The organism is Amycolatopsis sp. GA6-003, from assembly GCF_046267895.1.
GTDB lineage: Bacteria > Actinomycetota > Actinomycetes > Mycobacteriales > Pseudonocardiaceae > Amycolatopsis.
The window spans coordinates 4094057-4106005 of sequence record NZ_CP176499.1 but is presented as its reverse complement, the minus strand read 5'-3'; the positions used below and the strand labels follow the sequence as shown (position 1 = coordinate 4106005).

General features: G+C 68.5%; 13 protein-coding genes. 8 read left to right on the top strand and 5 right to left on the bottom strand.

Features of this window, described 5'->3' with window-relative positions:
* Positions 1-40 precede the first annotated feature (40 nt).
* From F9C12_RS17995 to F9C12_RS17970, 6 genes are read left to right on the top strand one after another with little or no spacing between them, the layout of a single operon-like run.
* The gene (locus F9C12_RS17995; protein WP_409186784.1) at positions 41-1237 is read left to right on the top strand and encodes an ROK family transcriptional regulator; all 1197 of its coding nucleotides are present in this window, start codon (positions 41-43) and stop codon (positions 1235-1237) included.
* Positions 1238-1262: 25 nt separating this feature from the next.
* Positions 1263-2639 carry an extracellular solute-binding protein gene (locus F9C12_RS17990; protein ID WP_409466654.1) on the top strand — a complete coding sequence of 459 codons (1377 nt, stop codon included), beginning with the start codon at positions 1263-1265 and terminating at the stop codon, positions 2637-2639.
* On the top strand, positions 2636-3625 hold the full coding sequence (locus tag F9C12_RS17985) for a carbohydrate ABC transporter permease (RefSeq protein ID WP_409183123.1): 990 nt from the start codon (positions 2636-2638) through the stop codon (positions 3623-3625). Before F9C12_RS17990 ends, F9C12_RS17985 begins: the two co-directional genes overlap by 4 nt.
* Complete coding sequence (locus F9C12_RS17980; RefSeq protein WP_409183122.1) at positions 3622-4512, top strand: carbohydrate ABC transporter permease; 891 nt, start codon at positions 3622-3624, stop codon at positions 4510-4512. The genes F9C12_RS17985 and F9C12_RS17980 overlap by 4 nt, the downstream gene beginning before the upstream one ends.
* Positions 4509-5774 carry a 6-phospho-beta-glucosidase gene (locus F9C12_RS17975; protein ID WP_409183121.1) on the top strand — a complete coding sequence of 422 codons (1266 nt, stop codon included), beginning with the start codon at positions 4509-4511 and terminating at the stop codon, positions 5772-5774. Before F9C12_RS17980 ends, F9C12_RS17975 begins: the two co-directional genes overlap by 4 nt.
* Positions 5771-6751, top strand: a complete 981-nt coding sequence (locus F9C12_RS17970; RefSeq protein WP_409466653.1) for an N-acetylglucosamine kinase — start codon at positions 5771-5773, stop codon at positions 6749-6751. The genes F9C12_RS17975 and F9C12_RS17970 overlap by 4 nt, the downstream gene beginning before the upstream one ends.
* A 43-nt stretch (positions 6752-6794) precedes the next feature.
* Here F9C12_RS17970 and F9C12_RS17965 read toward each other — a convergent pair whose 3' ends face one another.
* The 4 genes from F9C12_RS17965 to F9C12_RS17950 form a co-directional block, all read right to left on the bottom strand.
* Entirely contained in the window at positions 6795-7304 is a 510-nt protein-coding gene (locus tag F9C12_RS17965) for an SRPBCC domain-containing protein (protein WP_409183119.1), read from the bottom strand.
* On the bottom strand, positions 7301-7642 hold the full coding sequence (locus tag F9C12_RS17960; RefSeq protein ID WP_409183118.1) for an ArsR/SmtB family transcription factor: 342 nt from the start codon (positions 7640-7642) through the stop codon (positions 7301-7303). Before F9C12_RS17960 ends, F9C12_RS17965 begins: the two co-directional genes overlap by 4 nt.
* Positions 7643-7735: 93 nt before the next feature.
* Positions 7736-9103, bottom strand: a complete 1368-nt coding sequence (locus tag F9C12_RS17955) for a gluconate:H+ symporter (RefSeq protein WP_409466652.1) — start codon at positions 9101-9103, stop codon at positions 7736-7738.
* Positions 9100-9594, bottom strand: coding sequence for a gluconokinase (locus tag F9C12_RS17950; RefSeq protein ID WP_409183116.1), 495 nt, complete (start codon positions 9592-9594; stop codon positions 9100-9102). The genes F9C12_RS17955 and F9C12_RS17950 overlap by 4 nt, the downstream gene beginning before the upstream one ends.
* Before the next feature lie 126 nt (positions 9595-9720).
* Here F9C12_RS17950 and F9C12_RS17945 point away from each other — a divergent pair, with 126 nt between their 5' ends.
* Together F9C12_RS17945 and F9C12_RS17940 are read left to right on the top strand one after the other, a co-directional pair.
* Positions 9721-10404 (top strand): FadR/GntR family transcriptional regulator, encoded by a 684-nt coding sequence (locus F9C12_RS17945; protein ID WP_409467028.1) that lies wholly within the window; start codon positions 9721-9723, stop codon positions 10402-10404.
* 25 nt (positions 10405-10429) lie between these two features.
* Positions 10430-11329 carry a cobalamin biosynthesis protein gene (locus tag F9C12_RS17940; RefSeq protein WP_409466651.1) on the top strand — a complete coding sequence of 300 codons (900 nt, stop codon included), beginning with the start codon at positions 10430-10432 and terminating at the stop codon, positions 11327-11329.
* 4 nt (positions 11330-11333) lie between these two features.
* On the opposite strand, the gene F9C12_RS17935 is transcribed toward F9C12_RS17940, so the two are convergent.
* Positions 11334-11942, bottom strand: coding sequence for an FMN-binding negative transcriptional regulator (locus F9C12_RS17935; protein ID WP_409183115.1), 609 nt, complete (start codon positions 11940-11942; stop codon positions 11334-11336).
* Positions 11943-11949: the final 7 nt, after the last annotated feature.

Genomic DNA, 11949 nt, shown 5'->3' with positions numbered 1-11949 from the left:
CAGCCAGGTGCGAGCCGGCAGTCCGCGAACGTTGCGCGAGATGAACGACCGCGCGGCGATCGAGGCGTTGCTGCGGAACGGGCCGATGACCCGGGGCGAGCTGGAGGCCGTCATCGGGCTGTCCAAACCGGCCACCGCGCAGCTGCTCACCCGGCTTGAGCAGGACAATCTCGTCGGCAAAGCGGGGGAGCGCGCGGGCGGCGGGCGCGGGCCGCGGGCTCAGCTGTGGGCGGTCAACGGCGCGCTCGCGCACGTCGCGGCCGTCGACCTCACCCCGCGGGTCGCGGACTTCGTGGTCGCCGACGTCGCCGGGGCCGTGCTCGCCGAGTACCGCGTGCAGCTTCCGGTGGCCGAGGACGCGGACGTCGTCGGTTCGTTCGGCCAGGCGCTGCGCCGGGTCGCCAAGTCCGCGGGCCTGCAGCTCGACGATCTGGCCAATGTGGTCATCGGCGCGCAGGGCGCGTTCGACCCGCGCACCGGTTTGCTGTCCTCGGCCCCGCACATCCCGGGCTGGCTCGGGTTCGACGTGCCGAAGCGGCTGAGCGACGAACTCGGCGTCACGGTCAAGATCGAGAACGACGTAAACCTTGTCGCGGTTGAGGAAATGACCGTCGGCAACGCGCAGGACGTCGACGACTTCGTGCTGGTCTGGCTGTCCGAGGGCGTCGGCGGCGCGGTCGTCATCGGACGGCGGCTGCTGCGCGGCGCGACCGGCGGGGGCGGCGAGATCGACTGGATGCGCGTTCCCGATCCGGCCACTGTGGACACTGGCGACAGCTGGCCGTCGGCCGGAGCGCGGTACGGCAACCTGGTCGACTCGTCCGCGATCGTCCGGCTCGCCAAGGCGCACGGCATCACCGCGGACAGCGGATGGGATGCCGTCGCGCAGGCTCGACGCACGGCACACCAAGGGTTTCTGGACGATCTCGCGCGGCGCGTCGCCAGCGGGGTCGCGAGCCTCGTCGCGGTCGCCGACCCGCAGCTCATCCTGCTGTGCGGCGAGACCAGCCGCGCCGGCGGCGACGAGTTCGCCGGGATCGTCGCGGAAAAACTGCACGAACTGGTCCTGCCGCGCACGCCCGTCGGCGTCGCTTCGGTGCAGGGCAACGCGGTGCGCGCCGGTGCGCTGCAGTCCGCGCTCGCCACCGCCCGTGAGGACGTCTTCGGCGTCGTCACCCCCACGCTCCTCGGGCCGCGCCGGTCCGCCGGAGAGCAAGCCCCGTCCCCGACCGAGTAGACCCACCCTAAGGACAGGAGGGTTCATGTCCGCTCCGACCCGCATCCGGAGAATCGCGCGCAAGCGCGGATCTCTGCTGCTCAGCGCCTTCGCGGCGAGTTCGCTGCTGGCGACCGCCGCGTGCGGCGCCGCCGCTCCCGCAGGCGGCGGCGACGCCGCGGCCCCGCCGAACAAGGACGACAAGCTCACCATCACCGTCTACAGCAAGTTCACCGACCGCGAGTACGGCGTGGTCACGAAGGCGCTGGACAAGCTCAAGGCGAAGTTCCCCAACATCACCATCAAGCACGAGGGGAACCAGGACGACGACAAGCTCACCCAGTCGATCCGCGGCGGCAACCCGCCGGACGTGGCGATCTCGTTCTACACCGACAACCTCGGCGCGTGGTGCTCCACCGGCAGCTTCCAGGACCTGAAGCCCTACCTCGAGCGCGACAAGATCGATCTCGAGCAGATTCCGCAGGCGGTCCGCGATTACACGTCCTACCAGGGCAAGCGGTGCGCGATGCCGATGCTCGCCGACGTGTACGGGTTCTTCTACAACAAGGCGCATTTCGCGGCCAAGGGCATCGCCGGTCCGCCGAAGAACACCACGGAACTGTTCGAGGACGTCAAGAAGCTCACCGAGTTCAACCCGGACGGTTCGATCAAGACCGCGGGCTTCCTGCCGTCGATGCCGTTCTACGCCAACCAGGCGCAGTACTGGGCGCCGAACTTCGGGGCCAAGTTCATGGGCCCGGACGGCAAATCGTCGCTCGCTTCCAGCCCCGGCTGGAAGGAGATGTTCCAGTTCCAGAAGAAGCTCATCGACTTCTACGGCGGGCACGAGAAGGTCGAGAAGTTCAAGGCCGGTCTCGGTGACGAGTACTCGAAGGACAACGGTTTCCAGACCGGCAAGCTTTCGATGATCTACGACGGCGAATTCCGCACCGCGTTCATCAAGGACCAGGTGCCCTCGCTCGACTACGGCACCGCGCCCGCCCCGGTGCTCGACAGCCTGGCCGGCCAGTACGGCGGCGGGTTCGGCACCGGCACGATCATCGCGATCCCGAAGGGCGCGAAGAACCCGGGCGCGGCGTGGGAGCTGATCAAGCAGGCCTCGCTCGACACCGACACCCTGGTCGAGATGGCCAACGGCCTGAACAACGTGCCGAGCACCAAGGATTCGCTCAACTCGCCGAATCTGAAGATGCCGCCGCAGTTCAAGACCTTCACCGACATCTACAACAGCGGCAAGCTGGTCGCCAACCCGACCACGCCGATCGGCGACGCGTTCCTCAAGGCGGTCAACGACTTCGCCGAGAAGTGGCAGGCCGGGTCGGTGCCTGATCTGGACGCGGGCCTGAAGAAGGTCGACGCGCAGATCAACGACGAACTGGCGCAGAAGGGCGCCGGCGGATGACCACGCTGACCACAGCGGAAACCGGAACCCCTGTCGCGTCGAACCAGGCGCGGCGGGGGTCTCCCCGGGCCAAGCGCCGGCGCACGGTGTTCTGGTTCATGGCGCCGGCCGCCCTCGGGTTCCTCATCTTCTTCGCCTACCCGCTCGGCGCGACGCTGTTCTACTCGTTCACCCGCTACGACCTGATCAACCCTCCACAGTGGATCGGGTTCGACAACTACGTGCGCATGTTCACCAGCGAACCGCTGGTGAAAACCGCCGCGTACAACACGTTGTGGCTGGTGATCATCCTGACGATCTGCCGGGTGCTGTTCTCGCTCGGCGTGGCGTCGGTGATCTCGCGGCTGAAGTCGGGCGTCGGCATCGTGCGCACGCTCTGCTACCTGCCCGCGCTCGCCCCGCCGGCGGCCGCGACGCTCGCGTTCGTCTTCGTGTTCAACCCGGAATTCGGTCCGGTGAACCGGTTCCTGAGGCTGGTGGGCATCGACGGCGGACTGTGGTTCAACAGCCCGGAAATGTCGAAGCCCGCGCTGACGTTGCTCGCGCTGTGGGGTTCGGGCGAGCTGATGATCATCATCCTGGCCGCGTTGCTGGACGTTCCGGCCGAGCAGTACGAGGCCGCGGAACTCGACGGGGCCGGGCCGGTGCGCCGGTTCTGGCACGTGACGCTGCCGTCGATCTCGCCGGTGCTGCTGTTCGGCGTGGTCAACTCGATGATCTACGCACTGCAGTTCTTCACCCAGGCGATCGTCGCCGCTTCTGCTTCGGCGGGTACCGCGGACGTCGCGGGCAACTCGAAACTGATTGGTGCGCCGGAAAACTCGACGCTGACGTATCCGATCTGGCTGTACGTCCAGGGTTTCCGGTACTTCAACATGGGTTACGCGGCCGCGATGGCGGTGCTGCTGTTCCTGGTTTCCGCTGGGTTCACCTGGATTCTGGTGCGGCAGATGCGTAAGACGCAACATCAGGAGGACGGAGCATGACGACGCTTTCGGCACCACCGCGTCCGGCTCCTCCGGTGCATCCGCGGGAAAAGTTCAAGCGGCGCTGGGACAAGAACCTGTCCTTTGTGGCCACCCACGCGGTCGGCATCGCGCTCGGCGTGATCTTCATGCTGCCGCTGCTGTTCGTTCTCCTCACCTCGGTGATGAAGAGCGACCAGGCGATGACCTCCAGTCTGTGGCCGACCGAATGGCATTTCGAGAACTTCGTCGAGGTGTTCAAGAAGGCCCCGCTGCTGGAGTACTTCGGCAACAGCCTGCTGTACTCGGCGCTGGCGACGATCGGGGCGCTGGTCTCGGCGATCCCGGCGGCGTACGGACTGGCGAAACTGCGGTGGCGCGGGCAAAACCTGTGCTTCATGCTCGTCGTGGTCGCGATGATGCTGCCGCCGCAGGTCACCGTCGTTCCGCTGTACGACCTGTGGGTACGGCTCGGGTTCACCGGCACTTTGGTGCCGCTCATCGTGCCGTACTTCTTCTTCGACGCCTTCTCGATCTTCCTGCTGCGGCAGTTCTTCCTCACCATTCCGAAGGACTACCTGGAAGCGGCGAAGATCGACGGCTGCAACGAGTTCCGGGTGCTCACGCGGGTGCTGATCCCGATGGCGAAGCCGGGAATCGCGGCCACCGCGATGTTCTGCTTCCTGTTCACCTGGAACGACTATTTCGGCCCGCTGCTCTACACGGGCGAGAACAAAGACAACTGGCCGCTTTCACTGGCGATCGCGTCCTTCCGAGGCATGCACCACGTCGAATGGAACCTCACGATGGCCGCGACCGCGCTGATCATGCTGCCGGTGATCGTGCTGTTCGTGTTCGCGCAGAAATCGTTCGTCAAGGGCATCACGTTCACGGGAGTCAAGGGATGAAACTGGCAGTGGTCGGCGGTGGGTCCACCTACACGCCGGAGCTGATCGACGGCATCGCCGGACGGCGGGCCTCGCTCGACGTCGACGAGATCGTGCTGATCGACCCGGACGCCTACCGGGTCGAGGCGGTCGGCGATTTCAGCCAGCGGCTGCTGAACCACGCGGGGCATTCGGCCCGTGTGCGCACCACCGCGAACCTGGAGGAGGGTGTCGACGGCGCGTCGGCGGTCCTCATTCAGCTGCGGGTCGGCGGTCAGAAGGCACGCGCGTCGGACGAGACTTTCCCGCATCTGTGCGGGTGCGTCGGCCAGGAAACGACCGGAGCGGGCGGCCTGGCGAAGGCGCTGCGCACGGTGCCGGTGGTGCTCGACATCGCCGAACGCGTGCGCAAGGTCGCCGGCGACGACACCTGGATCGTCAACTTCACCAACCCGGTCGGCATCGTCACCCGCGCGCTGCTGCAGGAGGGGCACCGGGCGGTCGGCCTGTGCAACGTCGCGATCAACCTGCAGCGCAAGTTCGCGAAGCTGCTCGGCGCTTCCACCGGCGACGTCAAGCTGGTCCACACTGGACTGAACCACCTGAGCTGGGAGCGCGGCGTCCTGGTCGACGGCGTCGACCGGCTGCCGGAACTCCTTGCCCAGCACGCGGAATACCTCGGCGAAGAGGTCAGCGTGCCGGTCGAGTGGATGCAGCGGATGCAGGCCGTGCCGTCGTACTACCTCAAGTACTACTACTCGCACGACGCGCAGGTCGCGAAGCAGCAGACCGAGCGGCCGCGGGCCGAGGTGGTCAGCGACGTCGAGGAAGAACTGCTGAAGATCTACCTCGACCCGGAGCAGGTCACGAAGCCGGAGTCGCTGGAGAAGCGCGGCGGCGCGTACTACTCGGAGGCGGCAGTGCAGCTCGTGCACGCGCTCACTTCCGGTGGTGCCGCCGAGGAGCACGTGGTGAACGTCCGTAACAACGGCACGTTCGACTTCCTTCCGGACGACGCGGTGATCGAGGTTTCGTCCACTGTGGATTCCGCGGGCGCGACCCCGATCCCGCAGTCCCCGGTCGAGCCGCGGTTCGCCGGACTGATCGCCGGGGTCACCGCGTACGAGTACCTGGCACTGGACGCCGCGATCAAGGGCGGCCGGGACCGGGTCGCGGACGCGCTGCTCGCGCATCCGCTGGTCGGCCAGTACGCCAAGGCGGACCAGCTCGCGGACGAACTCGTCGCACGCAACCGGGATTTCCTGCCCTGGGCGCGGGCATGAGCGACGCCGTCGTCGCGATCGACGGGGGGAACAGCAAAACCGAGGTGCTGGTGGTTTCGCGGGACGGCGTCGTGCTCGGCGCGTCCCGCGGCCCCGGCGTTTCTCCCCAGCGCGTCGGAGTCGACGGATGCGTTGCCGCATTGGAAGAATTCGTTCAGGAAGCCCTCCGCTCCGGCGGCTTGCCGACTGAACCGCCGTTCGCCGTGCACACGTCGGCCTACCTGGCTGGCCTCGACTTCCCCCGCGAAGAAGAGGCACTGCACAAGGCTTTGTCCGCGCGCGGCTGGAGTTCCACTTTGGACGTCGGCAACGACGTGCTCGCTTTGCTGCGAGCCGGAAGTTCCGACGGCACCGGGGTAGCGGTGGTGTGCGGCGCGGGCATCAACGGCGCCGGCTTCGCTCCGGACGGCCGGTCGTACCGCTTTCCCGCGCTGGGCAAGGTGTCCGGCGACTGGGGAGGCGGGTACCGGCTGGGCGAGGAAGCCCTGTGGTGGGCCGTCCGCGCCGAAGACGGCCGTGGCCCGCGGACGGCGTTGGAGTCGGCGGTGGCGGAGTACTACGGTGCTTCGACGCTGCTGGATGTGGTGCAGGGCCTTCACTTCGAGGAAATCGACGCCGCCTCGATCCACGGCCTCTGCCCGCTGCTGTTCGAAGTAGCCGCGGCCGGTGACGAGGTCGCCCAGGACGTGGTGACGCGGTTCGCGGAGGAAGTGAGCCTGCTGGTGGCCGCGATCATGCGCCGCCTGGACCTCACGACGTCATCCCCCGAGGTCATCCTCGGCGGCGGCGTGCTGACCGGCGTCGGGGCGTCCGTGATCGCGGACATCGAACGGCGTTGTCTGAAGGTGGCACCACGGGCGCAGGTGCGCGTGGTGGAAGTGAACCCGGTTGTCGGAGCCGCACTGTTCGGTTTGGACAGACTCGGGGCTTCTGACGCCGCGAAAGCCGCGCTGAAGGCTGCGACGCAACGCGCGTGAGAAGTGGGGTGGCTGCCCGAAAAGCAGCCACCCCACTCCCGCCTCAGGCGGTGAGGTTCTTGCCCGTCTCCAGAACGGACTTCAGGTCCGACAGGACCCACGCCCAGCCGCCGCCCGCGTTCTCGCCGGGGCCGGCGTTGATGTCCTCGTGCACGCCGGACACGAGAGCCGCGTGGTTCGGCGCGCCGGTGACGTCGTGGGTGACGGTGAGCCGGGTGCCCGCGGTCTGCGTTTCCTCGATGTCGTAGGTGAGCGTGGTGTACGGCTCGGCGACGAGGCTCGGGTCCATCCGCAGTTTCCACGTGATCACCAGCTTGCGCGGCGGGTCGACCTCGAGCACTTCGCCGTCGAGGAGATCGCTGGTGAAACCGGAATCGACGAACTCCTGGGTCGGCCTGGTGCGGTGCTTGCCGCCGCGCTTGAGGTCGAACTCCGCCAGTCCGGTGTAGCCGTACTTCTGCGTCCACTCCGGCTTCGTGATGGCGTCCCACACCGCCTGCGGGGTGGCCTTGATGTAGACGCGGTTGACCTGAACGGTCGTGGTGTCGCTCATTTTCCGGGCTCCTTGTAGGTTTCTTCGGCTTCCAGCTGAGCTTTGAGGTCCAGCAGCGCCGAGGTGTGGTGTGCGGTGTACTTGTCGATCCAGCGGTCGTGGATCTGGCGGATCGGGACTGGGTTCAGGAAATGCCGTTTCTCCCGCCCCTCCTTGCGCGAGGTGACCAGTTCGGCCTCCTCGAGCAGCTTGAGGTGTTTCATCACCCCGAACCGGGTCATGTCCACTTCGGACTCCAGCTCGGTGAGCGTGCGGCCGTCGCGCTCGTAGAGCAGGTCGAGCAGGAACCGGCGGGTCGGATCCGCCAGAGCCTTGAAAACCAGGTCCTCGTCGGGCACGCACCAAGGATAGGTGACCAAAAGGTCACATGTCAACCGGAAGAACGGCCGCTGGTCTCCGCGCGAGCGGAGTCCAGCGGCCGGAGGGGAGCGCTAGAGCAGTGCGCCGAGCGGCAGGATCAGCGCGATCGCCACCACCGAGATCACCGTTTCCATCACCGACCAGCTCTTCAGCGTCTGGCCGACCGACATCCCGAAGTACTCCTTGACCAGCCAGAACCCGGCGTCGTTCAGGTGCGAGAAGAAGAGCGACCCGGCGCCGATGGCCAGCACGAGCAGCGCGTTGTGCGTGGGGTCCAGCGTCGCGGCCAGCGGGGCCACGATGCCCGCCGCGGAGACCGTCGCGACCGTCGCCGAGCCCGTCGCCAGGCGGATCGCCACCGCGACCAGCCAGCCGAGCAGCAGCGGGGACAGGTTCGCGCCCTTGGACAGGCTGGTGATCACGTCGCCGACCCCGGCGTCCACGAGGGTCTGCTTGAACCCGCCGCCTGCGGCCACGATCAGCACGATCCCGGCGATCGGGCCGAGGGAATCGCCGATGATCGACGACAGCCGTTCCCGGTTCAGCCGCGCCGGGCGGCCCAGCACGACCATGCCGACGAGGACCGCCAGCAGCAGCGCGACGAGCGGGTCGCCGATGAAGTCCAGGACGCGGCGGGCCGGGTTTCCCTTCTCCGCCAGGATGTCCGCGAGTGCCTTGGCCAGCATCAGGACGACCGGCAGCAGCACGGTGGCCAGCGTCGCGGCAAAGCTCGGCCGGTGCTTTTCGTCGGCGCCCCCGGATTCCGGCACCAGCCGGGCGGGCGGCGCGGCGTCCGGCACCATCTTCGCGGCGAGGCGGCCGAACAGCGGCCCGGCGATGATCACCGTGGGAAGCCCGACCAGCAGGCCGAGGCCGAGGGTGAGGCCGACGTTGGCGTTCAGCGAACCAGCGGCGGCCAGCGGTCCGGGGTGCGGCGGGATCAGGCCGTGCAGCACCGACAGCCCGGCCAGCGCCGGAATTCCCAGCAGCAGCACCGGTTTCCCGCTGCGCTTGGCGACCAGCAGCACCACCGGGATCAGCATGACGAGGCCGATCTCGAAGAACATCGGCAACCCGATCAGCGCGGCCACGAGCGCCATCGCCCACGGCAGCCCCGGCCCGCGGACCCGGCCGAGCACGGTGTCCACGATCCGGTCCGCGCCGCCGGAATCGGCGAGCAGTTTCCCGAGCATCGCGCCGAAAGCGATCAGCACGCCGACCGAGGCGACGGTGCTGCCGACGCCGTTCGTGAAGCTCTTCAGCAGTTTGTCGACCGGCATCCCGGCGACCAGGCCGAGCACGCCGGAGCCCAGCGTGAGCGCGAGCAGCGGATGCAGTTTGACCTTGCTGATCAGCACCACGATCACCGCGATGGCGAGCACCGTGGCGAGGATCAGGCGGGTGTCGTGGCCGGTCCAGCCGGCGGCGAGGGTGGTCATGCGCGCTCCTGGTACGCGGCGAGGGCCGACTTGACGAGTTCGGCGGGAGGACGGCTGATGTCGAAGGTCTGGCCTGGCTCGTCGGGCTCGAGCGGTTCGAGGTCGGCGAGCTGGGAATCGAGCAGCGAGACCGGCATGAAGTGGCCGCTGCGGGTCTTCATCCGCTCGGCGAGCAGGTCGCGCGAGCCGTGCAGGTGCAGGAACCACACGTCCCAGCCGCCGCGCAGCACGTCCCGGTAGCGCCGCTTGAGCGCGGACGAGCTGACCACGCCGCCGCTTTCCTGGTGCTCGGCGATCCACAGCGCGATCGCGGCCAGCCAGGGCTCCCGGTCCTCGTCGGTGAGCGGATGGCCCGCGGTCATTTTCTCGATGTTGGCCTTGGGGTGGAAGGTGTCCGCCTCGGCGTACTCGACCCCGAGCTCCTCCGCGACGGCTTTGCCGACCGTCGTCTTGCCCGAGCCCGATACGCCCATCACCACGATGACCGTCATGCGCACCTCCCACGTCTTTGTGCCCTGGAGAGTCAAACTCAAAAGTACTACTTAATCAAGAAGAAGTAGTACTTAATCGAGTCAGAGGGTTAAGTTGAGCCGGTGGGGAATGATCGGCACGAGGACATGCTCGACGAGCTCGGCGCGGCCATCGCGAGCGGCGAGCTGGCGCCGGGCGCGGTGCTGCGCTCGGAGGAGCTGCAGGAGCGGTACGGGGCTTCGCGGACGGTCGCCCGCGAGGTCGTGCGGGTCCTCGAGACGATGGGGTTGACCAGCAGCCGCCGCCGCGTCGGGGTCACCGTCCGCGAGCCGGCCGAGTGGAACCACTATGACCCGAGGCTGATCCGCTGGCAGCTCGACGGCGCGGACCGGCCGGCCGCGCTGCGCACGCTGACCGAACTGCGCTCGGCCGTCGAACCGTGTGCCGCGCGGTTCGCCGCGATCCGGGCGACGCCGGAGGAACGCGGCCGGCTTCGCGCGCTGGCGGTGCATCTCCAGCGCACGGCACGCGCCCGGGACCTCGACGCCTTTCTCGGCCACGACGTCGCCTTCCACGATCTGCTGCTGTCCGCGTCGCGGAACCCGATGTTCGCGCAGCTGTCCTCAGTGGTCGCCGAAGTGCTCGCCGGCCGCACCGGGCACGGCCTGATGCCGGACGAACCGCAGCCCGAGGCGGTCGCGCTGCACGTCGAGGTCGCCGAGGCGATCGACCTGGCCGAGCCGGAGCGGGCCGAACGCGCCATGCGCGACATCGTCGAGCAGGCACGCGAGGAAATCGCCGCCGCGGTGTCGAGTAATCTCGGCGGCTGAATCGTCCACGTTCGGGGGGCTACAGGTGAGCGCGGCGCGCGCGATCGGCTTGATTCTCGGTTTGGCCGCCGACGGTGCACTCGGCGATCCGCGGCGACGGCCGCCGGTCACCGCCTTCCGCCGGGCGGTCGCGGCCACCGGCTCGCGCCGCGCGGCGGGCTTGGGGATCGCGGGCGCGGCAGTCGCGGCCGGGGTGCTGGCCGAGCGCGCCGGCCGGCGCAGCCCCGTGCTGCAGGCGACCGCGACGGCGGTGGCGACCTGGGCGGTCGTCGGCGCGGCCGGGCTCGCCACGCAGGGCACGGAACTGGCGCGCGATCTCGAGGAAGGCCGTCTCGATCCGGCGCGCGACACACTGTCCGAACTGGACCCGCGCGTGACGGACGGGCTGAGCACGATCGGGCTTTCCCGTGCGTCCGTGGAAACCCTGGCCGAGAACACGTCCGAAGTGGTCGTTACCCCGTTGCTGTGGGGCGCGGTCGCGGGCGTGCCCGGATTGCTCGCGGCACGGACCATCGGCTTGCTGCGCCGGCTGCTTCCCGGACATTGGGTGCTCGACCGGCTCGACGAACTCGTGCACCTCCTGCCGACCCGGGCCGCCGCCGCGCTGACCGTCGCGGGCGCGCCGGTGGTCGGTGGTTCGGCGGGCGGCGCGTGGCGGGCTTGGCGGCGGGACACGATCGCGCATCCGAGCCCGAACGCCGGTCGCGTCGAGGCCGCTTTCGCCGGGGCGCTGGAGATCCGGGTCGGCGGGCGGACCGAGTATCCGCACGGCGTGGTGGAGTTGCCGGTGCTCGGGGTCGGGCGGAATCCGGACGCCGGACACGTGACGCGCGCGGTGGAACTGTCCCGAGTGGTCGGTTGGCTGGCTGCCGGAACGTCGGTGATCGTGGCCGTGCTGTCCGGAATACGCCGCCGAAACCCTTGAGCTGTCAGGGTTTCAGGTGGGCGATGGCGGCCGCGTCGCCGTAACCGTCGCGTTCGGACAGTCGCGCCTTGATCCGCTGCCGGTCTTCGGATTTCTTGTTGCCGCCGTATTTGAACTTCGCTCGCACGTCGGTCACCGTCAGCTCGACGCCGCGAATCCCGGGCAGCAGCCGCCGGTCCGGAGCGTCCACAGCGGACACTGGGGTGCGTTTGCCGTCCGGTTCGAAGTGCGCCAGCTGGTGGTTCAGCAGCGCGGCCTTCTCCTCGGGATCGTCGATGACCCGGACGTCGCAGGCCAGTTGCACGCTCGCGTAGTACGAAGTCGGCACGCCGAGCGCGGGGTCGTCGGCGGTGTTCCAGTCCGAGCGGATGTAGGTGTAGTCGCCGGTCACGGTCAGCAGGGCGCGCGGGTGTTCCTCCAGCAGCGGCCATACCGGGTTCGGCCGGGCGAGGTGCAGCCGGACGGTCGCGTCGCCGTCGAAGACGAAGTGCGTCGGCACGACCACGGGCAGATCACGGCCGCGGCCGCCGGCGACCAGTTCGCCGAAATCGTGTCCGGCGAGCCATTCCCGCCATTCGTTCTCGTCCGCGGTGTCCCAGGGGTGGATCAGCATACGGCCA